The 25,210-nt window shown below is 72.8% G+C and carries 21 protein-coding genes; 6 read left to right on the top strand and 15 right to left on the bottom strand.

Annotated elements, in window-relative coordinates; genetic code table 11:
• Positions 1-23 precede the first annotated feature (23 nt).
• Positions 24-710 (bottom strand): DUF6445 family protein, encoded by a 687-nt coding sequence (locus MQP27_RS27580; protein WP_242768606.1) that lies wholly within the window; start codon positions 708-710, stop codon positions 24-26.
• Between the two features lie 290 nt (positions 711-1,000).
• Here MQP27_RS27580 and MQP27_RS27575 point away from each other — a divergent pair, with 290 nt between their 5' ends.
• Complete coding sequence (locus MQP27_RS27575; protein ID WP_242768779.1) at positions 1,001-1,735, top strand: DUF4142 domain-containing protein; 735 nt, start codon at positions 1,001-1,003, stop codon at positions 1,733-1,735.
• A 276-nt stretch (positions 1,736-2,011) separates the two neighbouring features.
• Positions 2,012-2,932: an LAETG motif-containing sortase-dependent surface protein gene (locus MQP27_RS27570; RefSeq protein ID WP_242768605.1), complete on the top strand. Its 921-nt coding sequence runs from the start codon at positions 2,012-2,014 to the stop codon at positions 2,930-2,932.
• 70 nt (positions 2,933-3,002) lie between these two features.
• Here the strand turns inward: MQP27_RS27570 and MQP27_RS27565 are convergent, their stop codons facing one another.
• The 4 genes from MQP27_RS27565 to thrS all read right to left on the bottom strand — a co-directional run bounded on the left by MQP27_RS27565 (position 3,003) and on the right by thrS (position 7,226).
• Positions 3,003-3,383, bottom strand: coding sequence for a hypothetical protein (locus tag MQP27_RS27565; RefSeq protein ID WP_242768604.1), 381 nt, complete (start codon positions 3,381-3,383; stop codon positions 3,003-3,005).
• Between the two features lie 91 nt (positions 3,384-3,474).
• On the bottom strand, positions 3,475-4,473 hold the full coding sequence (locus MQP27_RS27560) for an ArsR/SmtB family transcription factor (RefSeq protein WP_242768603.1): 999 nt from the start codon (positions 4,471-4,473) through the stop codon (positions 3,475-3,477).
• 111 nt (positions 4,474-4,584) lie between these two features.
• A complete protein-coding gene (locus MQP27_RS27555; RefSeq protein ID WP_242768602.1) occupies positions 4,585-5,556 on the bottom strand; it encodes a nucleoside hydrolase in 972 nt (323 codons plus the stop codon).
• A 386-nt stretch (positions 5,557-5,942) separates the two neighbouring features.
• Positions 5,943-7,226, bottom strand: coding sequence for a threonine--tRNA ligase (gene thrS / locus MQP27_RS27550; protein WP_242768601.1), 1,284 nt, complete (start codon positions 7,224-7,226; stop codon positions 5,943-5,945).
• A 308-nt stretch (positions 7,227-7,534) separates the two neighbouring features.
• Here thrS and MQP27_RS27545 point away from each other — a divergent pair, with 308 nt between their 5' ends.
• Positions 7,535-8,323 carry a hypothetical protein gene (locus tag MQP27_RS27545; RefSeq protein ID WP_242768600.1) on the top strand — a complete coding sequence of 263 codons (789 nt, stop codon included), beginning with the start codon at positions 7,535-7,537 and terminating at the stop codon, positions 8,321-8,323.
• A 17-nt stretch (positions 8,324-8,340) separates the two neighbouring features.
• On the opposite strand, the gene MQP27_RS27540 is transcribed toward MQP27_RS27545, so the two are convergent.
• From MQP27_RS27540 to MQP27_RS27500, 8 genes are all read right to left on the bottom strand, one after another.
• Positions 8,341-8,631, bottom strand: coding sequence for a ribosomal protein L7/L12 (locus MQP27_RS27540; protein WP_242768599.1), 291 nt, complete (start codon positions 8,629-8,631; stop codon positions 8,341-8,343).
• Positions 8,632-8,678: 47 nt separating this feature from the next.
• Positions 8,679-9,497, bottom strand: a complete 819-nt coding sequence (locus MQP27_RS27535; protein WP_242768598.1) for a GAF and ANTAR domain-containing protein — start codon at positions 9,495-9,497, stop codon at positions 8,679-8,681.
• A 137-nt stretch (positions 9,498-9,634) separates the two neighbouring features.
• Positions 9,635-10,369 carry a TIGR03943 family putative permease subunit gene (locus MQP27_RS27530; RefSeq protein ID WP_242768778.1) on the bottom strand — a complete coding sequence of 245 codons (735 nt, stop codon included), beginning with the start codon at positions 10,367-10,369 and terminating at the stop codon, positions 9,635-9,637.
• Positions 10,366-11,370, bottom strand: a complete 1,005-nt coding sequence (locus MQP27_RS27525) for a permease (RefSeq protein ID WP_242768597.1) — start codon at positions 11,368-11,370, stop codon at positions 10,366-10,368. The genes MQP27_RS27530 and MQP27_RS27525 overlap by 4 nt, the downstream gene beginning before the upstream one ends.
• 132 nt (positions 11,371-11,502) lie before the next feature.
• Positions 11,503-12,846, bottom strand: coding sequence for a helix-turn-helix domain-containing protein (locus tag MQP27_RS27520; protein ID WP_242768596.1), 1,344 nt, complete (start codon positions 12,844-12,846; stop codon positions 11,503-11,505).
• A 434-nt stretch (positions 12,847-13,280) separates the two neighbouring features.
• On the bottom strand, positions 13,281-13,478 hold the full coding sequence (locus MQP27_RS27510; protein ID WP_242768595.1) for a DUF397 domain-containing protein: 198 nt from the start codon (positions 13,476-13,478) through the stop codon (positions 13,281-13,283).
• The gene (locus tag MQP27_RS27505) at positions 13,438-14,286 is read right to left on the bottom strand and encodes a helix-turn-helix domain-containing protein (RefSeq protein ID WP_242768594.1); all 849 of its coding nucleotides are present in this window, start codon (positions 14,284-14,286) and stop codon (positions 13,438-13,440) included. Before MQP27_RS27505 ends, MQP27_RS27510 begins: the two co-directional genes overlap by 41 nt.
• 51 nt (positions 14,287-14,337) lie before the next feature.
• Entirely contained in the window at positions 14,338-18,045 is a 3,708-nt protein-coding gene (locus MQP27_RS27500; protein WP_242768593.1) for an nSTAND1 domain-containing NTPase, read from the bottom strand.
• A gap of 207 nt (positions 18,046-18,252) precedes the next feature.
• Here MQP27_RS27500 and MQP27_RS27495 point away from each other — a divergent pair, with 207 nt between their 5' ends.
• From MQP27_RS27495 to MQP27_RS27485, 3 genes are all read left to right on the top strand, one after another.
• Entirely contained in the window at positions 18,253-19,017 is a 765-nt protein-coding gene (locus tag MQP27_RS27495; RefSeq protein ID WP_242768592.1) for an NPP1 family protein, read from the top strand.
• Between the two features lie 111 nt (positions 19,018-19,128).
• Positions 19,129-19,893: an NPP1 family protein gene (locus MQP27_RS27490; RefSeq protein ID WP_242768591.1), complete on the top strand. Its 765-nt coding sequence runs from the start codon at positions 19,129-19,131 to the stop codon at positions 19,891-19,893.
• Positions 19,894-19,987: 94 nt separating this feature from the next.
• Positions 19,988-21,244, top strand: coding sequence for an amidohydrolase (locus tag MQP27_RS27485; protein ID WP_242768590.1), 1,257 nt, complete (start codon positions 19,988-19,990; stop codon positions 21,242-21,244).
• On the opposite strand, the gene MQP27_RS27480 is transcribed toward MQP27_RS27485, so the two are convergent.
• The gene (locus tag MQP27_RS27480; protein ID WP_242768589.1) at positions 21,241-22,611 is read right to left on the bottom strand and encodes an extracellular solute-binding protein; all 1,371 of its coding nucleotides are present in this window, start codon (positions 22,609-22,611) and stop codon (positions 21,241-21,243) included. The genes MQP27_RS27485 and MQP27_RS27480 overlap by 4 nt on opposite strands.
• 3 nt (positions 22,612-22,614) lie before the next feature.
• The gene (locus MQP27_RS27475) at positions 22,615-25,209 is read right to left on the bottom strand and encodes a substrate-binding domain-containing protein (protein ID WP_242768588.1); all 2,595 of its coding nucleotides are present in this window, start codon (positions 25,207-25,209) and stop codon (positions 22,615-22,617) included.
• Between the last annotated feature and the right edge of the window lies 1 nt (position 25,210).

Genomic DNA, 25,210 nt, shown 5'->3' with positions numbered 1-25,210 from the left:
CATTGACGTCAGGCCATCCGGAATCAGGCCATCCAGAAGAAGACCGCGGTCATCCGCTTCTCCTCCAGCGTCCTGCCGGTGTACGCGGTCGCGCTGTGCACGAGGTTGGCGTTGTAGAGGAGCAGGCGGTTGTACTTGTGCGGGACGCGCACGTCCTCCTCGAAGTGGTCCCCGGGCACGAACCGGGTGCCGAGGGCCTCGACGAGGTTGTTGTGCGGGGCCTGCACCACGTTGCCGCCGAGCCGGCCGCCGGGCAGGGACTGGCGGTAGAAGGCGGTGCCGCAGTCCTTGCCGACGCCGGGGTTGAGGTAGAGCACGGCCGCGTACCGGCACAGTGCCCGCGAGTCGGTGTGCGGGCGCGGCTCGCTCTCGCCCTCGCCGACGACCTGGACGCAGTTGTGGTTGAGGGTGCCACCGCCGGGCGCCTGCTGCACCCAGAGCTCCTTCGCGCCGGTCGCCTTCCTCACCAGCCGTTCCACGACGGCGAGTTCGGCCGGCTCCAGGCCCGGCATGGTGCGCAGGCCCGGCCAGGTCTCCGAGGTGTACGGGTAGCCCCGTACCCAGTCGTCCTTGGCCAGACAGCGTTCCCGCACGGCGTCCACGTCCGGCAGGACGTCGTCGAACACCCAGTAGTCGCGGCCCTTGGTGGGCTTGCGGTAGGGCAGGACGGGAAGGGCCGCGGGGACCCTGGGCTGGGGCTGTGGGGGCATGGCCCGAATCTAGGTCGGGGTTTCCTCCCGGCTCACCCGTCAACTGGTCAACATTCCGTCAACTCTTGTCATGAGCACCATCAGCAGCACCGCCGACAACCCCTCCTGACGCCCGGGGACGGAATGGCGTGCCTCACATCCGCCGTTCTTTACCAAATCAAAAGGTTCAGTGGCCCGTTGTGATCCGTACTCCCCTTCGTCCGACCAACCGCCGCACGACCAGGGGCGGTATCCCCGACCGGGCAGGAGGCACGGTGCGCTTTTCGCGGAACGCGACGGGAACGCTCTTCGTGGGCGGAGCCCTCAGTATCACTCTCGCGGCTCTCGCCTATCCCGCGATGCTCGGCGTCAACACCGTGTCCAGTTCGGGGTCGAGAGTCATCGCGCAGACCCAGTGGGGGCCGCTCACCGAGGCGGACCGCGACTTCGTGGTCAAGGTGCGCGCGGCGGGCCTGTGGGAGTACCCCGTCGGCCAGCTGGGCCTGAAGAAGGGGCAGAGCAAGGCGGTCATCACCGCCAGCAAGCACCTGATCGACGGGCACGCCGCACTGGACGCCAGCTGCCGCAAGATCAGCACGATGCTGAACATCACGATCCCCAACGTGGCCAGCCCCCAGCAGGTCGGCTTCGTCAACACCCTCTCCGCGGACTCCGGCAAGCAGTTCGACACGGACTTCGCCAACATCCTGCGGGTGACGCACGGTTCGATCTTCAACACGATCGCGAAGATCCGCTCGACGACCAAGAACACCGTGGTGCGGGCGCTGGCCGACCAGGCCAACGCAACGGTGCTGGACCACATCACCGTCATGGAGAACACCGGGCTGGTCAACTTCGACCAGGTCCTCTTCCAGGAGACGACCCCGCCGAAGCTGCCCGCCAAGGATCTCACCCCGCCGCCCCCGGTCGCCGGCCAGCCGCAGATCGTGCTCACGCCGCCGGTGGACAGCACCACCCAGCCGCCGGTCCTGCCGGGCGAGTCCTCGGCCGGTACGGGCGCGAGCCCGAGCCCGACGGTGGGGTGAACGGGCGGCAGGCGGAACGAGCAGCGGGAGACGGGCGGCGACCGGATGCGGAGCCGTCTGTTCCTGCTGTGGCGAAATTGTGATGGAGCATTGAACTACCGCTGCGTTACCGCAGGTTGACAGCGTTCGACCGCGGGATCCACGATGTGATCGCACCTGAGACCCATGTGACCAGTGGGACCGGTGTTACTCAGACCATCATCCCGGTACGGCCGGCCGCCGCATGCTGCCCTGCGCCGCCGTGCCCGGGTCCTGCATGCCGAGATGGGGATCCGCATGTCCATAGCGAGCCGTGTCATCGTGCGACGCCTGCTGGGAACGGGCGCCGCGTCGCTCGCGATCTGCGCCGCCACCGCCTCCGTCGCCTGGGCCGGTGACTGCCCGGGCGGCGACGGCTGGGAGTCCGGTGGCAGTTACAAGCCCGGGACGGGCGCCGGTTCGAAGACCGAGACCGACCGCTGCGAATTCTCCCTCGACGGCAAGAACTTCTACCCCTCGGTCAAGGTCGACGACCTGAACCTCAAGCCGACGGACGACGGCAAGGTCCACGTCACGGTCCGCACCGCCGGTGACGCCACCACGTGCACCGCCTCGCTCGCCTCCTACCTGGCCCACGGCGCCACCTTCGCCACCTCCGGCCAGCAGGTCTTCCACGACTTCGACACGGTGACCGTGAAGCCCGGCAAGACCGACACCCTCGACATCGCCGTGCCGGACGCCGGCTGCTTCGCGCAGATCGACCTCTACCGGGGCGCCACGAAGTTCGACGGCAAGCTCGACGCGAACGACGGCTTCGAGCACGGCGACCTTCCCGCCGGTCCCGACCACGCGGTCATCAAGGACAAGCTGATCGCTTCCTGGAACGGCGGCACGAAGGACTGCACGACCACCGAGTCGCAGCCCCCGACCACCCCGCCGGCCTCCACCCCGCCCGCCTCCACGCCGCCGTCGGCCCCGGCCGGGGAGACGACCCCGCCGACCACCGAGACGCCGTCGACCGGGTCCCCCACCCCGTCCGCCTCCGAGTCGACCGCGACCCCGGTCTCCTCGCCGTCCCCGAACGGCGGCGGCGGTGACCTCGCGGAGACGGGTGGCGGCAGCGACAGCGGCATCATCGCGGGCGGCGCGGCCGCCCTGCTCGCGGCCGGCGCGGCCATCGTCGTGACGACGCGACGCCGCCGCACGTCCCGCTCCTGAACCACCCCCCTGAGGACGAGCGCCCCGGAGACCCCCGCTCCGGGGCGCTCGTCGGTCCGCCTCCCGGCAGTCAGGACGGGTCGAGCCTGATCGAGTTGTACGGCGTCAGGTCGATGTCCGTGTAGTTGTACGGCAGGAGCTTGCCGGTGCAGTTCGTGCCGTCGCTGTTGACGCACAGCCGCGTCGTGGCACTGCCGGTCTGGTTGTTGAACCAGCGGTGCGTCCCGTACTCGTCGTACAGCTTGTGCACGCCGTAGGTGTAGTACGTGTGCTCCGGGCTGTTGTTGTTCCAGCTCGCCCCCACGTAGAGGCACACATAGCCGTCGTCGCAGCCCGCGTAGGACTGGGCGCTCTGGCCGGCCGCCTGGGCCGTCGACGCGGCGCCGAGGACACCGCCGATGGTGAAGACGATCGCGCCCACCGCCTTCGCGATCCTTAACTTGTCGCGCATTCTGGTTCAACCCCCTGTGTCGAAAGGCGACTTGGTCGTGACCCAGCCTTGCTGTCCGGGCGAGGGGAGCGCCACGAGTTGAAGCCGTGCCTTAAACGGAGGTTCGTGCGCCGGTGAGGAGGGCGAGGCCCGCGGGGGTGATGGTGTGCAGGACGTACCGCTTGCGCCGCACGCTCAGCAGCAGCCCCGCCCGCCGCAGCACCGCCGTGTGCTGACTGGCCGCCGCCCCCGATATGCCGGCCCGCTCGGCCAGTTCACCGGTGGTGCGGCCGGTCACGACGTCCTCCAGGATCGCCGCCCGGGTACGCCCGAGCAGCGCCCCCAGCTCCGCCCCGGACCGCCCGTCGCCGGGCCCGCCGGCCCAGCCGAGGGTGTGCTCGATGGGATGCACGAGGACCGGCGCCCGGTCTGCGGCCGGGTCGGCGAGCATGACGGGTCTTCGCACGCAGAAGAACGAGGGCTGCAGGACCAGCCCCCGCCCGCGCAGATGCACCTCGCGCCCGACGGGATAGTCGGCCTCCAGCACCGGCGGGCTCCAGCGCAGCGCGGGCGAGAACCCCGCGAGCAGCCCGTCGACGCCACCCGCGAGCGCCGCCCGGGCCCGGTCCTGCCGGTCGGCGTCCACCTGGGCCCGGATCCGCGGCCAGAACGGCGCCAGGGCACGCCGGTGGTATCCGTGCAGGGCGGCACCGAGCCGCCGTAGCGCGTCGGGGTCGCCGTCGGCGAGCGGCCGGAGGTCCCGCAGGGTCCGGCGGCGGTGCGGGGAGCCCGCGAGCCGGGTCAGGTCGGCGCGCAGCCGGGTGCGGGGCGTGGCCAGCACGGTGTCGACCGCGCTCGCCAGGTCGAGGGTGCCGTGCCGGTCGGGGGTGAGGAAGTCGGGCGAGTAGCCGCGGGGCGGCAGCAGCGTGGTGAGCAGGGCGTCGGCCGGCCCGAGCAGCGGCCGTACGAGACGGCGCCACTGCCCGAACACGGGGGAGTCGTCGGAAGAGGCCAACAACTGGAAGCTGTTGGCGATCTCCCAGAGCGGATCGGGTACGGCGGCCACGCGCACGCGCGCGATGTCCTCCGCCGTGAAGTGCACGCGCAGCATGGGGGGGTTCTCCGAGCGGTGGAGTGTCGGACGGTGCCCCACGAGCGTTGCCCAGCCACACGGACCCGGACAAGGCGGCATTCGGACACCGCACTTCACCTTTCGGGAAATTCAGTCAGTTCGCTCGACGGTCTCCAGGTACAGCTTCACGTACCGCTCGACGTCGACGTCCAACGCCACGTGCACCATGGCCTGTTGCCGGCCCCCTTCGTGGATCTCGGCCTCGCCCGGTCGCGCACGCCGGTCGACGATGGTCTGCCCGCGGGTCGGCCCGGGCGCCAGTGAGACCTCGACGGGCAGCAGCCGAGTGCCGATCCCCTCCGGGTCGATCACCGCGCAGACCGCGCCCGCGTCGCCGAGTCCGCCGGAGGGGTCGTCGCCGTCGGGGTCGGGAGCGGAGGGCCGGTGCGCGAGGAGCTCACCGGCGAGCCGGGTGCCCGGGTCCGTACTCGCGCGCAGGCGCCTTATGTCCGCACCGGGGACGACGACCCGCTGAAAGACATCCAGGCCGTACATGGTGATCGGCACTCCGGCGGTGAGCAGCACCGCGGCGGCCTCCGGGTCGTGCCAGACGTTGAACTCGGCGACGGGCGTGGCGTTCCCGGTGGCGACCGCGCCGCCCATGAAGACGATCCGCTCGATGTTGCGGACGACTTCGGGGTGGGTACGAAGGAGCAGCGCGATGTTGGTGAGCGGCGCGGTCGGAATGAGCGTGACGGGCCGCGGAGAGGCAAGAATCTCGCGCCGCAGCAAGGCAATGGCATCGACATCGGCGGCAGCCCGCCTGGGCACGGGCAATCCCCCGATATCCCCCATACCGTCCTCGCCGTGCACATGCCGAGCCGACCGGGCCCGCTCGATCAACGGCCGCTCGGCACCCCGCCCGACGGGAACGTCCCCGGCCCCGGCCACCTCCAGCACGGTCAGCGTGTTGCGCACGACCCCGTCGACGTCGGTGTTCCCGGCAACACAGGTGACGGCACGCAGATCCAGCCCGGGATGCCGCACGGCGAGCAACAGCGCAAGCGCGTCGTCGACCCCCGTGTCACAGTCGATGATCACCGGAACAGGCAAACCGGACATCCCAACACCCTCCCATCCCCGAACCACCCCACGCGGCCGGACGCCACCGACCCTACGACCACACCCGCCCCCAGATCACAGCCAACACCTCCGCCGGCCAGCCCCAGAACAACGGACCCCGCCCGACGCGCACGCACGGGAGCGGGCCCGAGCGGCACAGCGATCCGCAGCCGCAAGACAACCGGACCGGACCCGACCCGACCCGCGCGGCCCCCACCAACCCACCCGCGCGCACGCGCGGTACCGGGGCCGGGCTCTACAGCGACCCGCGGCCGCAAACACCCGACCCCGACCCGACCGCCCCCCCGGCCCCCCGCCCCCACCGGCCGGCAGGCGCACACGCACGGGAGTGGGTCGGGGCGGTGCGGCGCAACCCGCCGCGTACGTCACGACTCGGGCTCGCCCGCTTCCCAACGGACGGTGACACCGTCGGCGGCGGGTTCGCCGTACCGCCCCGACCCCGACCCACGACGCACGCCCCGGCGCACCCCCTCCAGCACCCCCTCCAGCAGCTCCTCCCCGCCGACGACCCCCACCCGCCGCCCGCCCCGCAGCCGCAGCGCCGCCCGCCCCCCGTCGGCCTCCCGCTCCCCGATCACCGCCTGGTACGGCACCAGCCGCGCCGCCCGGATCCGCGACCCGAGGGTGCCCTCCTCCGGACCGGCGAGTTCCGCCCGTACGCCTCGCGCCACCGCCCGCCGTACCAACTCCTCCGCCCGCTCCCGCTGTTCCTCCGCCACCGGCAGCACCACCAGCTGCACCGGCGCGAGCCAGGCCGGAAACGCGCCGCCGTGCACCTCGACGAGATGCGCGACCACCCGCTCGACGCTGCCGATGATGCTGCGGTGCACCATCACCGGCCGGTGCTTCGCCCCGTCCGCGCCGATGTAGTGCAGGTCGAACCGCTCGGGCTGGTGGAAGTCGATCTGCACGGTGGACAGGGTGGCCTCACGCCCGGCCGGGTCCACGATCTGCACATCGATCTTCGGCCCGTAGAACGCCGCCTCCCCCGCCGCCTCCTCGTACTCCACCCCCGCCTCGGCCAGCACCTCCTTCAGCAACCCGGTCGCCCGCTGCCACAGCCCCGGATCGGCGACGTACTTGCCGCCCTCACCGGGCAGCGAGAGCCGGTACCGGTGCGCACGGATGCCGAGGTCGGCGTAGGCGCGGGCGATGAGCGCGAGGGCGTCGCGGGCCTCGTCGACGGCCTGGTCCAGGGTGCAGAAGATGTGCGCGTCGTTGAGCTGGATGGACCGCACCCGGGTCAGCCCGCCCAGCACCCCGGACAGCTCGGCGCGGTACATCCCGCCCAACTCGGCGATGCGGAGCGGCAGTTCGCGGTAGCTGTGCGACCGGGACCGGTAGATCAGCGCGTGATGCGGGCACAGACTGGGCCGCAGGACGACCTCCTCCGAGCCCAGCTCCATCGGCGGGAACATGTCGTCGCCGTAGTGGGACCAGTGCCCGGAGATCTCGTACAGCTCGCGCTTGCCGAGCACGGGCGAGTACACGTGCCGGTATCCGGCGGCGCGCTCGAGCTCCCGGACGTACTCCTCCAGGGTGTGCCGCACGATCGCGCCGTCGGGCAGCCAGTACGGCAGCCCCGCGCCCATCAGCGGATCGGTGTCGAACAGTTCCAGTTCACGGCCGAGACGTCGGTGGTCGTGCATGGCGGTTCTCCTCGCGTCGAAAGGGCGGGAGGGGCGAGCGACCACGAAGAAGCCCCGGGGCACTCGCCCCGGGGCTTAGGACATCCAGTACAGGACTCAGCGCGCCGGGACTCTCTCCGGCGTCGTCGTCGGGAACGACCGGTCGCGCTGCATACGAGGACGGTAGCCCGGCGCGCGACGGCGGCGCGAGCGGTTTTCCGAGGCGGGCCCCCCGTACCCCGGACGGACCGGCGCGCTGGTGGGACCCGGTGCTTGGTGGTCCCGTGGAGTCAGTCACCGCCGATCTTGTACGCGCCGAGGAGGCCCCGATGCCCCGCACCCCCGCCGCCCGCCGTCTCCTCACCGCGTCCGTCCTCACCGTCCTCACCTCCGGCGTACTGCTCGGCACGAGCGGCTGTCTGTCGACCATGCCGCAGGCCCACGCCCCGCTGCCGACCGTCTCCCCCACCGCCAGGCCCTCGGCGAGCACCGCGGTCTCACCCCGCTCGCTCACCCAGGCGCAGGCCCAGGCCGCGCTGGTCACCGCGACCGACCTGGGTGAGCCGTGGGCGCCGACCCAGGGCGCCGCGACCTGGCGGGACGGGCTGCTCAAGGCCACCACCGAGGCGCCGGACTGCAAGCGGCTGCTGGACGCCCTGTACGCCGACGACCTGTTCGGCGGCGACGCCGGCACCCGCGCGGTGACCGGCCTCGACGACGCGATGGACCAGGCGCAGCTGCGCTACCAGGTGCTCGACCTCCCGGTCGCGGACGTGGACCGGACGCTGGCGTGGATGAAGACGCTGCCGAGGACCTGCGGTACGTTCACGGCGGTCACCGAGCACGGCGCCGTACAGAACGTCCACGTCACGGAGGCCGCGCTGCCGAACGCCGGGGACGCCCGCCAGGGCCTGCGGGCCGTGCTGAGCGGCGAGAACGCGGACGGCGAGCAGACGGTGCTCACGCTGGACGTGGCCGCGGTCCGGATCGGCGACGACACGATCGCCCTCACCCACGGCGGCCTGGGGGACGTGTCGGCCGACGCGACGAACGGGGCACTGCAACTGGGCGTCCAGCGGCTGGCGGAGGTCAGGAAGCAGGCGCGGGTGCAGGTCTGAGGCAGGGTCGCCCGAGCCTACCCGCGGCTCTGACCGAGTTCCTCCACCGCGTCCTTGGCCTCCTTGAGCCCCACCCCGGTGGCCTCCCGGTACACCTTGATCGCCTCGATCTTCTTCCCGGCACGCACCAGGTCCGCCACCTCCGCGCTCCACGGCTCGTCCTCGCGCAGCCCCAAGTGGTCGAGGATCCGGTCGAGTTTGCGCTCGACCCGCGCGACCCGCTGGTCCGCGCGGGAGATCCGGTTCTCGATGCTGCCGACCCCGATGAGCAGCGCGACGGCGGCCAGGGTGTAACCGAGCGTGTCCATGACCGGAATCCTAGGGGCTGTCCCAGGGCCGGCCCCAGGCCGGTACGTCAGTCCCGGTCGAACCTCTCACGCCGTGCGACCACATCCCGGGCCAGCTCCACCACCGTCCGGTCGCGGGCGAACGCGCGCGCCCGCAGCCGGGTCAGCGCCACGTCCGCGTCGACGCCCAGCTGCGCCATGACCACGCCGGTCGCCTGGTTGACCTCGTGATCCGCGGCCAGGCCCTCCAGCCAGCGTTCGCCCTCTCCGTCGCCGTACTCGTCCCAGGGGATGTCCATCAGAGCCACCGTCATGACACCGGCCACCAGCAGTACAACACGCAGCTCTTCCTCAGTGAGCTCGCCGGGGGTGTCGCGGTAGAGGTCGAAGGTGCCGAAGCAGTCCCCTCCGGGACCGAGCGGCACCGAGTACGCCGCCAGTACACCAGCGGCCGTGGCCTGCTGTGCGAAGACCGGCCAGCGTCCCGCGTCCCGGCCCGCCGTCAGGTCGTTCGCGAGCACGGGCTCACCGGCCGCGCAGGCGGCCTGACAGGGCCCGTCGCCGAGGGTCGACTGGACCTCCGCGAGATGCACGGCGGCCTCGCCGCTCGCGCTGATCCGCACGGCGGTCCCGTCGCTGCGCAGCGACACGCTCGCGCCGCTGACCGGCACCAGCCGCGCCGCCAGCCGGCACAGCCGCGCCGGGATCTCCTCGGGCCGCGCGCCCCGCATCTCCTCGGCGACGACCTCGGCGGCGCGTATCCGGTCCACGCCGGGCGCGGGGCGCGAACCACGGGTCTCGTCACCGCTCGGGCCGGTTCCGTCGCCGCCGGAGCGGGGCTCGTCGCCGGGGAAGCCGTGGCGCTCGTCGTGGGGCCGCACGGCCACCGCCTCCTTCGCGCTGGTACACCTCCGTGGACTCCCGGGACGGACTCTCCGAGGCAGGGGTCGGGCCTCGATACGGCCCGCTCGGGAGCGCTGCCCGACTACCCCTCCCAGAGGGGCCGAAACGCCTGGTGACGGGCCTATCGCTGCTCGTAGGGATCGGCCGGCTGCCGGACCGTCCGCACGGTGGCGGCATCGAGCACGGGCGGCCAGGCCGCGTCGGTGCCGAGCTTCCCCTTCGGATGCCAGGTGCCGGTGACGGTCACCCAGGTGTCGACGGGCGGAGCGTCCCGGGACTCGGCGCCCCGGATCTCGACCTTGCTGGTGGTGGCGTCGGCGGCACAGCAGGAGACGAGCAGCCGGGTGAGGTACCAGGTCCCGTCGTCGCCGTGCGTGACGAACCCCGTCATCCGGACGGTACGGCCCTTCAGCGACCGCCCGCTGTCGTACATCGCCCGCGAGCTGAACTGCGCGAGCGTCAGTTCCACCGGATCCCCGGCCGGCAGCGCGGGAAAACTCCCGACCCCCTGCGCGGCCACCTCCGCCGCCTCGCGCCCGGCGCTGTAGGAACCGAGGGCGGGCGGCGGGAAGAGCAGCAGGGCGAGCGCGGGGAGGGCGAGCAGCCAGGCGACGCGGGGGCCGTGGTGGGGGTGCGCGTGCTCATGACCCTCCGCGTGCTCGTCGTCGTACGACTCCCGATCCCTCCGTACGACGGCTGCCAGCACCCCGAGTCCGACCAGCACCACCCCGGACACGACGAGATACGGCCGCAGCCCCGCCTGCACGTATCGCAGGTACAGGTCGCTGAGGAGCGAGATGCGCAGGACGGCCGCGCCGACGAGGACGAGGAGCAGGGCGGAGCCGTATCGCCTCACCACAGCCACCACCCGACGAGCACGCTGCTCGTGACGGCCACCGCCCACGTCGCGGTCGAGAAGCGTACGGCGAAGGCGCGGCCGAAGGTGCCGGTCTGGAGGGCGATCAGCTTCAGGTCGACCATCGGGCCCACCACCATGAACGCCAGCCGGGCGGTGGGCGGGAAGCCGCTGAGGGAGGCCGCGACGAAGGCGTCCGCCTCGCTGCACACGCACAGGACGACCGCGAGGACGGCCAGGAGCAGGACCGACAGCCAGGCGGAGCCGGTGAAGACGTCCAGGACGGAGCGGGGGACGACGAGGTTGAAGGTGGCCGCGGCGGCGGCGCCGAGCACCAGGAAGCCGCCGGCGTGCAGGAAGTCGTGCTGGAGCCCGGCGCCGAAGGCGCGCAGGCCGGAGGCGGTGGCCGGGGCGTGCCGCCGCGGGGGCCGCAGCCAGTCGTCCCGGCCGAACCTCGCCCACAGCCAGCCCATCACGACGGCGGTCGCGAGGGAGGCGACGAGTCGGCCGAGGACCATGCTGGGCCGGCCGGGGAAGGCGATGGACGTGGCCACCAGCACGACCGGGTTGACGGCGGGCGCGGAGAGGAGGAAGGCGAGGGCGGCGGCCGGGGCGACCCCGCGCCGCATCAGGCTCCCGGCGACGGGCACGGAGGCGCACTCGCAGCCGGGGAGCACGACACCGGCGGCGCCGGCGACGGGGACGGCGAGGGCGGGGTTGCGGGGGAGGAGGCGGCTGAAGACGCGTTCCGGTACGAAGGCGCCGATGGCCGCGGACACGACCGTACCCAGCAGCAGGAAGGGAACCCCCTGCACGGCGATCGCGGTGAACACGGTCCACCAGGCGGCGACCGGCGGGGTGTAGAGGTCGAGCGCGAGCATCGGCCCGAGGACGGAGACGACGGTCGCGATGGCGATCAGCGCGGAGCCGCCGAGAACGGAGTAGACGAGCGCACGCACCAGGAGCCGCAGCCCGTCGGCCACCGTCCGTCGATCTTCCACGAGCCCGTCCCGGTCGTCCTGTCCACGTACCGGCGAAGGCTAACCGGCGGCGGCTGTGCGGGGCCCGGGAATGACCACAGAGGAGCCTGTGCGAACAGGCTCACCCCCTGGGGCACCCCCGCGCCCGGGACCTCACAGCGGTGGCTGGGCCGGGGCCGGGCCCAGGGTGGTGGTGCCCGGGGCTGTCCGGTGGCCGAGGCCGGTCCGGTAGGCGTCCAGTGCGGCCTCCACCCTGCCCGTGCGGCGCAGCAGGTCGCCCAGGAGGCGGCACAGGTCGGCCAGGTCACCTGCCGCGCCCGCGCGTTCCAGGAGGCTCAGCGCGCGGACGTAGTGCTCCTCGGCCGTCTCCGTGTCGCGGGCGTCCTCGGCGATGATGCCCAGGAGGCGGTGGGCGGCGGCGGAGTGCAGGGCGCCGCGTTCCGGGCTGAGGTCGCTGAGCGTGTCGCGGAGCAGCTCCGCAGCCTCCCCGGACTTGCCGCGCCGGTGCAGCACGTCGGCGAGCTCGACCGCGGCCTGGCTGCCGTACAGTGCCGCGCGCCCCTCGGCGAGCATCTTCAGCGCCAGCCTCAACTCGTCCTCGGCGCGCTCCAGTTCGCCGTTCTGCGCGCACACGTACCCGCGCATCCAGTGGCAGTTGGCGAGCTCGGTGCGCAGTTGCAGCGACCGGTACAGCTCGGCGGCCTTGGCGAGGGAGGCGTCGGCCTCGGCGATCCGGCCCTCGGCGAGCAGCGTGCGGGCGACCGAGCGGTGCATACGGGCGACCAGGGCGGGGTCGGCGGACTGCGGCGCGAGGGCGAGGGCGAACTCGGCGGCCTGGGCGGCGCGGGCGTGCGCGCCCATGTCCATGTAGGGCCCGATGATGCTGGCGTACAGGAGCAGCAGGGCGTCCGGGTCGTGCAGCCCCCCACGATTGAGCTCATCGAGGGCGGACTCCAACAGGTAGACGGCGTAACGGAGTTCACCGGCGAGGTAGTGGGAGACGGCACGGCCGCGCAGGGCCGGGACGCGGGCGGGCAGCGGGGCGTCGGCGAGGGTCTGCTCGGAGCGCTCGAAGTACGTGCGGGCGGCGCCCAGTTCACCGGTGTCGATGGCGCACTCGCCGAGCCCGAGCAGCGCGGCGGCCTCGACGTCGGCGAGTTCGTGCAGCTCGGCCTCGGCGAGCAGTGCGGCGTACTGCTCGGCGGCGCGTTCGGCCTCCCCGGCGGCGAGCGTGCGCTGCGCGCCGGTCAGCCCGAGCCGCAGGTCGGTGGCGAGGCGGGCCGGACGTCCGGTGACCAGCTCCTCGTACTCGACCCCGAGCCGCTCGGCGATGTGCCGCAGGGCCTCTTCGGAGGGGCGGACCCGGCCGGCCTCGAGGGTGGAGATGTAGGCGGGCGTGTAGGCGGGCTCGGCCAGCTGCCGCTGGGTCAACCCGCGTTCCCCGCGCAGCTGCTGGACCCTTCTCCCGATCGTCACCGGATCATCACGGTCCGACATCGCCAACTCCCCCTGGCCCTCTTGCCGTTGCCCCTCACGGACCTCTAGGTTAAGCGGCGTCTTAAGTGCGCTTAATACATCTCTGTTGAAACGCTGTTGAGAGGTTGCCGTGCTCCGACACATCTCCGAGCGTTACGCCCGAGGTCTCGGCGCAGCCATCATCGCAGTGGCGGCCCTGGTTCTGGCCGCGAACGCCGGCCCGGCAAGGGCAGCGGACGCGACACCACCGCCCGGCCAGGTGCAGCAGGCCGGCCACGGGGGCTGAGGGTGACCTCGGCGACGAGCAGGACACCTGTCGGGTCGTGCCACTCCTCCTGATCGTCGAAAGAGCCCTTCGGGGCAATCACCATGTCCGGCTCGACATGCCCCGTGCCGGGCACACCGCTGACCTCGATCGCCCAGGCCTCCCAGGCCCCATCGCCCGGCGTGACGCGCTACCGGGCCGAGACGTAGCCGACGAACACCGCGAACGCCTCCGGCGAGAGGGCGAGGGTGCCGTGGGCGGGGTTCTTGGAGTCGCGGACGGCGATGCCGGGTTCGAGGTGGGCGACCTCGACGCAATCACCGCCGGTGTTGCCGCTGTAGGAGGACTTACGCCACCGCGCGTTCGTCAGGTCCAGGTGTATGCCCATAGTGCTCCTCCATCACGCGGGTGATCAGTGCCGCCGAATCCTCCACGGAGAGGGCGGAGGCCTGCAAGTGAGCGTAACGAAGGGCAGCTTCCCGGACGGTGTCCGGGTTGGCAGTCATGTGCCCCGAGATCAGGTCCTCGGTGTACACCAGATCCGGGTGGTCGTCGAAGCGCAGGGTGTTGAACGAGCCTGCCAGGCTGGCGTGTTGACCGACGGCGAACGGGAGCACCTGGATGCGTACCCACTTGTGATCGAGGAAGCCCGCCAGGTGGGCGAGTTGCTCCCGCATGACCTCGTGGCCCCCGATGGGCCGACGGATGGCCGCCTCGTCGAGGACGATCCAGGTCAGCGGCGGTTGTTCACGCGCCAGGATGCGCTGGCGCTCCATCCGCGCGGCGACCATCTCATCGAGCTTGTCCGTGACGCCGGTTGCCAGCAGGGCGCGTGCATACGCCTCCGTCTGAAGCAGCCCGTACACGACCTGCGCCTGGTACGTGGAGATGTACGTCGCCTTCGCCTCCAACTCCGCGTACGGCTGGAACCAGCTCGGCAACTGGCTCCTCAACACCAGCCCCACCAGCCGCGAGAAGCCGCCGTCCGTCATCAGCGCCGCGTCGACCCGCTCGGCGAACTCCCGGGTCGGCACCTTCTTCGCCGTCTCGATCTGGCCGATCAGGGACCCCGTGCAGAAGATGGCGGAACCGAGGTCGTTCAGTCTCAGCCCCGCTTCCTCGCGTTTCCTGCGCAGTTCGTATCCGAAGTAGTCCAACGGGGAGGCGCTCGGGTCGAGTTCGCGAATGTTGGCCATGTAGCCGAGAGTAACCGAGCGACTCCGCTCAGGTGGCGTGAATCATGGAAGTCAGCCGCACACCCTCCGATACCCCGCCTCCGGCACATACGTCCGCCACTGCGCCCGCGTCAGCCCCGAGCCGCCCGCCCGCGCGCACACCTTCTCCACCGCCCGCGCCGGATCGACGTCGTACCGCTGGAGCGGGACGTTCACGCCGGACGCGTACAGCGTCTTGCCGTCCGTGCCGAAGGCGAGGGAGTCGAGCTGTTCGCCCGGGGTGGTCAGGGGGCTGCCGAGGGGCTGTTGGGTGGCGACGTCCCAGAGCTGGAGGCTGCCCGCGTTGCCGCCGACGGCGAGGGTGCGGCCGTCGGGGCTGAAGGCGAGGGCCGTCACGCCCTCGGGGGTCGTGCCGAGCGGGCTCGGGAAGGTGTTGCGCAGGATGCCCTCGCGGTGTTTCAGGGCTCCGTCCCACAGCGCGACCCGGCCCGTCTGGTCGCCCGCCGCCAGCAGGGAGCCGTCGGCCGTGAAGCCCAGCGCGCCGATCTGGTCGCCCTGGACCAGATCGTGACCGGCTGCTCGCCCCGAGGGCAGCCGTGCGACCCGGCCCTCGCCGACCAGCAGCCCGGCGTCGGGGCTGACGGCGAAGTGGGTGCCGGATACGCCGGTCAGCACAGCCGTTCGGTGGCGGCGGGTCACGTCCCACACCTCGTCGCTCAACGAACCGACGTAGGCCGAGCGGACCGCGTACAGGCTGCGGCCGTCCCTGCCCAGGCCCACGTCGATCAGCGCGCCGCCCGGCAGGTCCAGCGGCGGCAGGGCGCGCCGGTGCCGCAGGTCCCAGAGCGCGACCGGCTGCTCCCGCACCTCCCGGCCGGGCGCCGAGACGCCGTACGCGAAACGCGTGCCGTCCGAGCTGAACACGGCGAGCGGCAGGGTGTCCGCGGGGACGACGGGCAGGGTCGGGTCGGCGGAGACGGGGACCGGGAGCGGGGGGAAGGTGTGCAGGACGCGGCCGTCGGCGGTGGAGCGGAGGCGGAAGGTGTAGTGGTCGCCGGTGCGTTCGGCGGTGGCGTAGGTGCGGCCGTCGGGGCTGAGGCGTACCTCGGCGAGCGGGGTCGCGCGCCAGGAGCGGGTCACGGCCGGCCCGAGGTCGAGGGTGTGGACCGTGCCGCCCTCCAGGTAGCGCAGGGTGCGGCCGTCGCGGTCCCAGACGAGACCGCCGTACAGGTTCTGGTTGTTGAGTTCGTGCCGGAAGACGGGGGCGCCGGAGGAGGCGAGCCGCCAGACCCGGACTTCGGAGCGGTCGGCGGTCGCGATGAAGGCGCCGTCCGGGCTGACGGAGGCGTAGAGGACGCCGGGGTCGTAGAGGTCGGCGAGCTTGTGGCCCGTGGTGGTGTCCCAGACGCGGACTCCGGTGCCGGTGGCGGCGGCCAGGCGGCGGGCGCCTAGCGCGAGGAACGCGGTGTCCCCGTCGCAGACGCGGTCGCGCTGCCAGGCGCCGGGCAGGGCGCGGTCGGCGGACGTGTCCCACAGTTGTGGGGTCCCGCCGGAGGGGCAGAGGGCCGCGAGCCTTCCGTCCCGGCTCACCTCGATGATGCCCGCGCCCGGAGCCTTCGTGTCGAACAGCACCCGGCCGTCGGCGACCGAGCGCAGCCGCACGTCGGCGCCCTCGGTGGCGAGGACGGCGCGGCCGTCGCCGCTGAAGCGGAGGTCGCCGACGTCGTGCAGCGGGGCGTTCCCGCCGGTCCAGTGGCCGGTGGCGGTGTTCCACAGCCGTATGCCGTCGCCCTGGGTCACGGCGAGCACGCGCGCGTCCGGGCCGGCGTCGGTGACCGTGCCCCGGGGCACCTTGCCGGAGGCGATCGGGCGGTGGGTGGTGACGTTCCAGGTGCGCCAGTCGCGGCCGTCGGCGCCGAGCAGGACGCGACCGGTGTCGGCGAGCCGGCGCCGGGCCTCGTCGCCGGGAACGGGGTCGGTGTAGGTGTCCGTCTCGGACTGGGCGAGGGAGCCGAGCAGGGCGCGGCGGGTTTCCGGGAGCTGGGCGACGCGCCAGGCGGCGGCGCCGAGCAGGAGCGCGGTGCGCGGGTCGGTCGTACGGAGGGCGTCGGCGACGTCGGCGACCCGGCGGGCCGCGTTCTGGGTGCGCTGGGTCTGGTTGTCGTCGTACTCGCGCCAGACGGCGAAGCCGGTGAGCAGGGCGACGGCGAGGACGGCGGAGAGGGAGGCGGTGAGGACACGGTGGCGGCGGGCGGCGCGGGCGGCGGCCCGGCGCTCGGCCTCGCGGACCTCGACGGCGGCGGTGAGGAAGGACCGCTCGGTCGCGGTGAGCGCGGTGTCGGTGGTGTGGTCGGGGAAGAGCTCCTCGGCGCGGGCCAGGCGGGTGCCCCGGTACAGGGCGCCGGGGTCGCGGTCGTGCTCCAGCCAGGTGCGGGCGGCCTCGGTCAGCGCGCGGTGGTGGCGCAGCCGTTCGCGGTCCTGCTCGATCCAGCCGTGCAGCCGGGGCCAGCAGCTGATCAGGGCCTCGTGGGCGAGGTGGACGCCCTCCTCGTCGACGGTCAGCAGCCGGGCCGCGGCCAGCCGCTCCACGGCGGGCGGTACGTCGGGGTCGGCCCACTCCGCCAGTTCGGCGCGGGTGAGGGGGCGGCGGGTGTCGGGAGTGCCGCGGCCGGGCTGGACCATGCGCAGCAGCAGCTGCCGGGCGGCCCGCCGCCGGGCCTCGGTCAGCTGCCCGTACACCTCCTCCGCCGTGGCCGCGATCGCGCCGCGCACCCCGCCCGCCGCCTCGTACGCGGCCAGTGTCAGCATCCGGCCCTTGCGCCGGCGCCAGGTCTCCAGCAGGGCGTGCGAGAGCATCGGCAGCGCGCCGGGCTGGTCGAGGACCTCCTCGACGATCGTCGCGGTCAGCTCGCGCTCGACCAGGTGGCCGACGGCCTGCGCGGGTCTGATCACCGCCTCGCGCAGTTCGTCGGCGTTCATCGGACCGACCAGCAGGCCCGCGCCGCGCAGGGCGTCGGCGAGGCCCCGGTGCTCGCCGCAGCGGGCGTAGAAGTCGGCGCGTACGGCGATGAGCACGCGCAGCCTGCTGTCCGGGGCGCGGGCGGCGAGCAGCAGGTCGATGAAGCGGGCCCGCTCGGCGCGGTCCCGGCACAGCGTGAAGGCCTCCTCGAACTGGTCGACCACCACCCAGGCCTCCGGCTCGCCCTCGGCAGGCGCGAGCAGATGCCCGTACGTGCTCGCGGGCCGGTCGCCCGGGGTGAGCACCCGCAGCACCGCCGGGCGGCCCCGGGCGGCGATCTCGTGCTGGAGGCCGGGGATGAGACCGGCCCGCAGCAGGGAGGACTTGCCGCTGCCGGAGGCGCCGAACAGCACCGCGAATCGGTGGTCGCAGACCAGGTCCCGCAACTGGGCGACCAGTTCGTCGCGGCCGAAGAACAGCTCACGGTCGGCGGGCTCGAAGCGGGCGAGGCCCCGGTAGGGCGCGGGTGTGTCCTCGTCGGGCCGGGCCGCGCCGCTCGCCTCGGCCTCCGCCTCCTTCCAGCGCGGCACCCACTCCTCGGGATCCGCGCCGCACGCGCGCGCGTACCCGCGGACCACGTCGAGGGACGGCAAGCGCTCACCGGCGGCGGCCTGGGAGAGCGTGGTCGCGGAGAAGCCGGCGGTCTTCGCCATCGTGCGGTACGAGGGCGCGCCGGCGTCCCTGCGCAGCTCGCGCAGCTGATGGGCGAGGCGCTGGACGGGTCCGGCCTCGGGGTCAACAGGTCTTTCGGGTCGGCCCACGGGCACGCCCACCTCCGTCCCAGTGGTGGCTTTCACGACGTTCGTATGCGTCTGACGCCACATTCCTGTGAACCCCAGCTGATCAATTGGGTAAAAAGCCGCCCCGCGTTCGTAGAAAAGCCTTTCCGTCGAGCTCTCGGGTTGCCAGTCTCCGGTCGGCCCCGGATGTCATGTCCGGGTCGAGTGGATCTTCGACTGGAGCCCCCGATGTCCCGAACCAGGACCCTCCGCCTCGCCCGCGCCGCCGCCGTCACGGGCAGCGCCGCCGCACTCGTCGTCGCCCTGCCGTTCACCGCCTCCGCGGGCGTGCTGCAGAACCTGCCGGAAAGCGCGACCACGTACGAGAAGAACTTCGAGCCGCTGTACGACTACGACACGGACAGCTGCTACCCGGCCGCCGCCATCGACCCGAGCGGCACCCTCAACGGCGGCCTGAAGCCGACCGGCTCGGTCACCGGCGACTGCCGCGACGGGCACCTCGACCATGCCAACACCTATTCGCGCACCAAGTGCAACAACGGCTGGTGCGGCACCATCTACGCCAGCTACTTCGAGAAGGACGAGGCCTCCCCGGGCATCGGGCACCGCCACGACTGGGAGTGCATCGTCGTCTGGGTGAAGGAGGGCGACTCCGTCCCGTCGTACCTGTCCGCCTCCCAGCACGGCGACTTCGAGACCGAGGCGGTCGCCGATGTGCCGATGGTCAGCCAGCGCGTGCAGGTCGTCTACCACAAGGACGGCCTGAGCACCCACGACTTCCGGTTCGCCAAGTGGGGCGAGACCCCGGAGAACGACGACGCCGCCTGGCATCAGGAGAACCTGCTCACCTGGGAGAACATGGCGTCCAATCTGCGGGACATCCTCAACGCCTCGGACTGGGGCGACGCGAACTTCCCGCTCCAGGACTCCAAGTTCGACGACCACCTCAACAAGGCCCTGCCGAGCGGGATCACCTTCGACCCGTACGCCTGAGCGCCCCGGCCGGGGAGTTGATCGCCCTGATGAAAGGGGGCTGCCGATCAATTCCCCGGTCGCCAGCCTCGTTGCCGTCACACCGGATCCCACGCAACGGGGAGCACCCGCATGTTCCAGCGAACGAAGTCCCGCGTCGGCAAGGTCTCGCTCGCGGCCCTCGGCGCCACCGCACTGACCGTCGGCCTGGCGGGCAGCGCCGACGCCGGCGTCCTCAACCCGCTGCCCTACAGCGGCAGCACCTTTCAGGCGAAGTACCAGCCGTACTTCGACTACGACTCGGACAGCTGCTTCCCCGCGGCTGCCGTCGACGCGAACGGCAACGTCAACGGCGGCCTCAACCCCTCCGGCTCGCTCACCGGCAAGTGCCGCTCCGGCCACCTGGGCAAGGCGAACACCTACGCGCAGTCCCTGTGCAAGAACGGCTGGTGCGCGTACGCGTACACGCTGTACTTCGAGAAGGACCAGTGCGACCCGACCGGCATCTCCGAGTGCGGGCACCGGCACGACTGGGAGTCCGTCGTCGTCTTCCAGAAGCAGGGCGAGGAGAAGCCGCGCTACCTGGCCGCCTCCCGGCACGGTGGCTACAGCACCCATCCGATCAACGAGGTGCCGATGAACGGCAACCACGTCGAGATCGTCTACCACAAGGACGGCGCGAGCACCCACGCCTTCCGCTTCGCCAAGTGGGGTGAGAAGCCGGTGGCCTGGGGCAACGGCGGCTGGGACACCCCCGCGCTGGTCAACTTCTCCAGCCTGAACAGCACGCTCCAGGGCAAGCTGAACGGCGACTGGGGCAACGCCAACTTCCAGATCGGCAAGAACTTCATCAGCAACGTCAACAAGGCCCGCCCGGCGGCGGTCCCCGCCTTCTGACGTACGAGCCGCGGCCGCCGACGCCGACTCCCCCCTCGCGTCGGCGGCCGCTCCTTTACGCGCAACCGGCGGCCGCCCTGCGTACGCTGCCGGGATGACCTCTGCCGCCGCCCGCACCGCGCTGGACCTCACCGCCGACCTCCCGGTCCCCGGCCTGGAGGACTTCTACCGGGACCTGCACCGCCACCCCGAGCTGTCCCTGCGCGAGCACCGCACAGCCGGCAAGCTCGCCGAGCGGCTCACCAAGGCCGGGTACGAGACCGTCGAGGGCGTCGGCGGCACCGGCGTCGTCGGCGTCCTGCGGGGCGGCGACGGCCCGACCGTGCTGCTGCGCGCCGACATGGACGCGCTGCCCGTCGCCGAGGAGACCGGGCTGCCGTACGCCTCCGAGGTGCCCGGTGTGATGCACGCCTGCGGGCACGACATGCACGTGACCTGGCTGGCGGGCGCCGCCGAGGCGCTGGCCGCCGGGCGGGACGCCTGGTCCGGCACCCTGCTCGTGGTGGGGCAGCCCGCCGAGGAGACCGGGCGCGGCGCCGCGGCGATGGTCGCGGACGGGCTGTACGAGCGCTTCCCGCGCCCCGACGTCCTGCTCGGCCAGCACGTGGCGCCCGGCCCGGTCGGCCTGTACGCGCACGTGCCGGGTCTGATCATGTCGGCCACCACGGACGTCGAGATCGTGGTGCACGGCCGGGGCGGGCACGGCTCCCGCCCGGAGACCACCGTCGACCCGGTGGTGACGGCCGCGTACATCGTCACCCGCCTGCAGACCGTCGTCAGCCGGGAGATCGCGCCCCGCGAGTCGGCCGTGCTGACCGTCGGCCGGATCGAGGCGGGCACGGCCCCCAACATCATCCCGGCCACCGCCCGCATCTCCCTGAACCTGCGCACCCAGTCGGAGGCGGTACGGGAGCGGATGGTCGCCGCGATCCGCCGGATCGCCGAGGGCGAGTGCCGGGCCGCGGGCTGTCCGCGCGAGCCGGAGGTGACCCTCGGGGACGCGTTCCCGGTGACGGTGAACGACCGGGAGACCGACGAGCGGATCGCCGCCGTGCACCGGGAGGTCTTCGGCGCGGCGACCGTCTTCGACCCGGGCCCGGCGATGGGCAGCGAGGACTTCTCCCGGCTCGCGGTCGGCGAACTGCCGTACTCCTACTGGTTCGTGACCTCCACCTCCGCCGAGACCTGGGACGCGGCGCCCGGCGCCGACCTGATGGAGAGGTTCCTGGCGGTCCCGAGCAACCACAGCCCGCACTTCGCCCCGGACCTGTCGACGGTGGCACCCGGCGTGCGCACCCTGGTGTCGGGGGCGCTCGCCTGCCTCACCCAGGGCGCCCAGGACCTGTCCTAGTCCGGCAGCGCCTTCCGCAGGGCGGTGTCCAAGTCGGCTGCCAGCTTCTCGTCCTCCGGTGGGCTGTCGCCGAACAGGGCGCCGAGCTGGGCGGTGAAGGTCTGGGTGAAGGCGCCGTAGAGCGGGGTGCGGGGGCGCTGGACGGCGTCGCGGAGGGCGGGGAGCAGGATCGGGCGGGCGTACTTCGGGCGGCCCGCGGCGTCCCGCGGCATGCTGTCGGCGCGCTCGCCGGTGGGGGAGGCGGACGGTGCCGAGGAGGTGCCCGTGGTGCAGCGCAGGCCGTCGTCGCGGTACGCCGACGTCCGCGTCGCCGCGAACCCCGCGTCCAGCAGACAGCGTTCGCTCTGCTTGCCGGTGAGGTAGGCGATCAGCTCGGCGGCCTTCCTGGCCCGCGGGGAGGACTCGGTCACCGCGAGGTTCTGGCCGCCGAGCACCGCCCGCCCGGGCAGCGGGGCCACGCCGAGCTGCTGTTCGCCGAAGGTCTGGAAGAGGGTGCGGTAGGCGTAGGGCCAGTGACGCAGGAAGGCGGTGCGGCCGGCCGCGAAGTCGCCCATGGAGGCCGCCTCGTCGGAGTGCACGGCGTCCGGCAGCAGGTAGGCCCCCTCGGTGCGCCGCCGCAACTCCGCGACGCCCTGGGCGAGTTCGTCGACGGTGGCGTCGTAGTGCCCGTCGGAGCCGGTGAGCGAGAAGTCGTCCACCGCCGACGCGAACGCCTCGACGGCGTTGACGGTCCGCCCCTCGTAACCCGCCAGCTGCGTGGTCCACGCCTTCTCGTAGCCCTTGGGGTCGAGGTCGTTCACGTCGCTCATCAGCGCGTCGAGCTGCGACCAGGTGAGCGGGGAGCGGCTGAGGTCGGTCTGCTGGACGCCTGCCCGCGCCAGCCAGTCGCGCCGGTAGTAGAGCAGCCCGACGTCGCTGTTGAACGGCACCGCGTACACCTTGCCGCCCCAACTGGCGGTGCTGGCGACGGACTTGATGACATCGCCGCCGATCATGGAAGCGGGCAGCGCCCGCACGAGACGGGCGGCGGCGAACTCCGGCACCCACGTCACGTCCAGGTTGACCACGTCGTACGACGCGCTGCCGGACTGCAGGGCCCCGAGCAGCTGGCTGCGCTGCTCGTCGGCGCTCCCCGGCAGCTCGACGAGTCGCGCGTGATACCCGGTGTTCGCCTTGTCCTGCTGCCGGTTCCAGGCGTCGATGAGCTGCTCGCGGATGCCGTTCTTGCCGGTGACGTCCCGCCCGCTGGCGACCACGATCTCACCGGGCACCTCGACGGCCGGGCCACTGCGCGACCCGCCCCCACCAGTGCAGGCAGCCACGAGCAGCAAGCAGCCGAGGCCCGCCAGGAGCCGCCGTACGCCCATCGCTCAGTCCTCCCCCATCCCGGTGCGCGCGACCTCGTCGGTCAGGCCCGCGCCGAGGTCGTCGTCCGCGTCCAGACAGCGGCCGCCGCTCGCGTCGGAGATCCGGGCGTCCGGCTTGCCCCGGTCGCAGCCGCCGCTCACCAGCGACACCATCGTCACCGGGACCTTCGCGGACCGGGCCCGCGCGAGCACGTCGTCCAGATTGCCGTCGGTCAGCCGGGTGTCGTCCTCGTCGTCGGTGATGTACACGACGAGCTGGGGGCGGTCGTCGTCGAGGCCGCGCCCGCGCATGTCGTCGAGCGCGGCGAGCAGCGCGGCGTGCGGATCGGCCTCGGCGTCGCGCACCGTCGCCGCGTCGACGGCACGCTCGGCCTCCTTGCGCGAGTGCGGCCCGAAGCCGAGCAGTTCCTCGTACGGCCGTTTCCCGCCGGTGCCGGAAACGCCCCACACCCCGTACTCGTCGGCGCCGCCGAGCCCGCCGAGCGACTGCTTCAGCAGCCCCGGCCCGCCGCTGGGCCCGTCCCAGAGCCCGCTCATGGAACCGGAGTCGTCGAGCAGATACAGCACCCGCCCGGGCCCGTTGGCCCTCCGGTACCGCTTCAGCGCCGACTCCATCGCCTGCCGGCCCGCGGCCTCGGTCAGCGGCGAGGGATCGCGCAGCACGCCGTGGGCGACGTCCCGCGCGTCGAGCAGTTCCCGCCCGTGGGAGGCGCTGCGGAACCCGTCCCGGGCGAACACGGCCCGCCCGCCGTCCCCGCTGAGCCAGGCGTGGAACCGTGCCGCCGCCCGGTCCCGCTCCCCTCCGTCCCGGTCGGCGTCGTCCCAGCGGACGCGGACGAAGGTGGCCTCGACGCCGGGGACGTCGTCCGGGTACTCGGCCGTACGGGGAGCGCGGGTCGTACGGTCGCAGCCGACGCCGGTCCTCAGCAGGAACTCGGGGACCAGGGCGGCGGTCCGGGAGTCCACGCCGGTGTCGTCGGGCAGCGCGCACAGCAGGTCGGCGGCGGTACGGGAGGGCGGCCCCGCCTGCGCCACCTGCCGCTCGGCACGCGCCGGATCGGTGCCGGTGCCGTACAGGCCCAGGGTGGCGAGCAGCGCGGCGTCCGCGAACTCCGGGTCGGGGCGCCGTACCTGGGACTGTTCCGCCCGCGCCTTCAACTGCTTCAGCAGTACCGCCAGGGGCTGCCCGGTCCGCTCGCCGAGCGGCTCGACGGCGATGTCGTCGGGCACGGCGAGCACGACCGGCGAGTACGCGAGGGGCTGCTCGGCGGCCTCCAGACGGGCGACGTTGTCGGTGTCCTGCCCGGCGGTGACCCGGGCGACGTCGGCGGGCGAGGCGGGGATCCACACGTCCGGCTGCGGCCCGATGTCCCGCTGCGGGTTGGTGTCCTCGTCGTGCGGCTCCTTCCACACCTCGGTCTGCCGCCGCAGCGCGTTCACCGCGTCGGCGGCGCCCGCGCTGTAGACGGTGATCCCGGTACGCCGGCAGCCGTCGCCGTCGGTGTTGTCGCCGGAGGTGAGGTACGCGTCGGCGGCGGCCGTGACGGTGGGCTCCAGATCGGGGTCGGTGAGGACCCGCAGCTCCAGCGGCGGGGCGCAGGAGGAGCCGTCGGTACGGAGGGCGGACAGCCCGTAGGAGCCGAGGCCGAGGGTGGCGAGGGCGAGGAGCACGAGGGCGATACGGGAGACGACGCGAAGACCGCCGAACCAGGCACCGAGGGCCCGGAGAAAGCGGCGCGGGAGGCGGGGGCTGCGGCCCCGGGTCCTGCCCCCGGGAGGCCGCTCGGACTCCTCACGATGCGGACCGGAACGCCCGTCGAGGGATCCGGTGTCGGGCGGGGCCACGACCCTCTTGGGCGGCGCCGACAGCAGTACGTCCTCCTGCGGTTCCGTCCTGCTGAGCGGCTCCCACTCCTCGCCCCGCACGGTCCGCAGCCCGGCGGCCCGCATCCGGTCGCGAAGCCGCTCCGAAAGCCCGCCGAAGGTCAACTCCCCTTCAGAGGCGAGCAGTTCCGCCAGTTCCTTCGTGAACGGCGTCGGAGTCCCGTCGTCCCCCGCGTCGATCCGGTTGTTGGCCTGCACGCTCATGAGCAGCAGCACCCGGCGCCGGTCGGGGAACTGCTCCCAGATGAAGGCGGCGTTGCCGGCGTAGCAGCAGTCGAGTACGACGACGATCCGCTCGGCGCGGCTCGCGTGCAGCATGGTCAGGACGGTCGTGAACATCTCGGCGCCCGGGAAGACGGAGTCCTGCCGGCCGCGGTAGACCTCGGCGCCCCGCATCTGCAGGAACAGCTCGTTGGCCGCGCTGGGCACCGCGCCGTGCCCGGCGAAGTACACCAGCAGCAGCCCCTCGGCCTCTTCCGCGGCGGTCCGCAGGGCGCGCTGGAAGTCGTGCTGGTACGGCGAGCGCACCACGGTGACCTCGTGCGCGCCGAACACCCGCCCGCCCGGCAGCACTTCCTTCAGCCGGTCCAGGTTGTGCCGGACGGCCGGCAGGTCGCCGGGCACCCCGTGCGGCGTGGGCTTCCTGACGTCGTACTCGCTCACGCCGACCAGCAGCGCCCGGTTCGCCTTCCCACGGGGGTCGAAGGGGCTCACG

Origin of the sequence: Streptomyces cylindrosporus (genome assembly GCF_022698165.1) — a bacterium.
Taxonomy (GTDB): Bacteria; Actinomycetota; Actinomycetes; order Streptomycetales; family Streptomycetaceae; genus Streptomyces; species Streptomyces cylindrosporus.
Note: the sequence above shows the minus strand (reverse complement) of the source record. Positions and strands in the feature narration are given on the sequence as shown.

Excerpts from the sequence above, each read along its gene's own strand:
- MQP27_RS27495 (WP_242768592.1), top strand. The coding sequence starts at position 18,253 with ATGTCCCGAACCAGGACCCTCCGCCTCGCCCGCGCCGCCGCCGTCACG.
- MQP27_RS27555 (WP_242768602.1), bottom strand. The coding sequence starts at position 5,556 with ATGTCCGGTTTGCCTGTTCCGGTGATCATCGACTGTGACACGGGGGTC.
- MQP27_RS27560 (WP_242768603.1), bottom strand. The coding sequence starts at position 4,473 with ATGCTGCGCGTGCACTTCACGGCGGAGGACATCGCGCGCGTGCGCGTG.
- MQP27_RS27490 (WP_242768591.1), top strand. The coding sequence starts at position 19,129 with ATGTTCCAGCGAACGAAGTCCCGCGTCGGCAAGGTCTCGCTCGCGGCC.
- MQP27_RS27570 (WP_242768605.1), top strand. The coding sequence starts at position 2,012 with ATGTCCATAGCGAGCCGTGTCATCGTGCGACGCCTGCTGGGAACGGGC.
- MQP27_RS27480 (WP_242768589.1), bottom strand. The coding sequence starts at position 22,611 with ATGGGCGTACGGCGGCTCCTGGCGGGCCTCGGCTGCTTGCTGCTCGTG.
- MQP27_RS27540 (WP_242768599.1), bottom strand. The coding sequence starts at position 8,631 with ATGGACACGCTCGGTTACACCCTGGCCGCCGTCGCGCTGCTCATCGGG.
- MQP27_RS27505 (WP_242768594.1), bottom strand. The coding sequence starts at position 14,286 with ATGGCCAACATTCGCGAACTCGACCCGAGCGCCTCCCCGTTGGACTAC.
- MQP27_RS27565 (WP_242768604.1), bottom strand. The coding sequence starts at position 3,383 with ATGCGCGACAAGTTAAGGATCGCGAAGGCGGTGGGCGCGATCGTCTTC.
- MQP27_RS27520 (WP_242768596.1), bottom strand. The coding sequence starts at position 12,846 with ATGTCGGACCGTGATGATCCGGTGACGATCGGGAGAAGGGTCCAGCAG.
- MQP27_RS27545 (WP_242768600.1), top strand. The coding sequence starts at position 7,535 with ATGCCCCGCACCCCCGCCGCCCGCCGTCTCCTCACCGCGTCCGTCCTC.
- MQP27_RS27580 (WP_242768606.1), bottom strand. The coding sequence starts at position 710 with ATGCCCCCACAGCCCCAGCCCAGGGTCCCCGCGGCCCTTCCCGTCCTG.
- MQP27_RS27485 (WP_242768590.1), top strand. The coding sequence starts at position 19,988 with ATGACCTCTGCCGCCGCCCGCACCGCGCTGGACCTCACCGCCGACCTC.
- thrS (WP_242768601.1), bottom strand. The coding sequence starts at position 7,226 with ATGCACGACCACCGACGTCTCGGCCGTGAACTGGAACTGTTCGACACC.
- MQP27_RS27510 (WP_242768595.1), bottom strand. The coding sequence starts at position 13,478 with ATGGGCATACACCTGGACCTGACGAACGCGCGGTGGCGTAAGTCCTCC.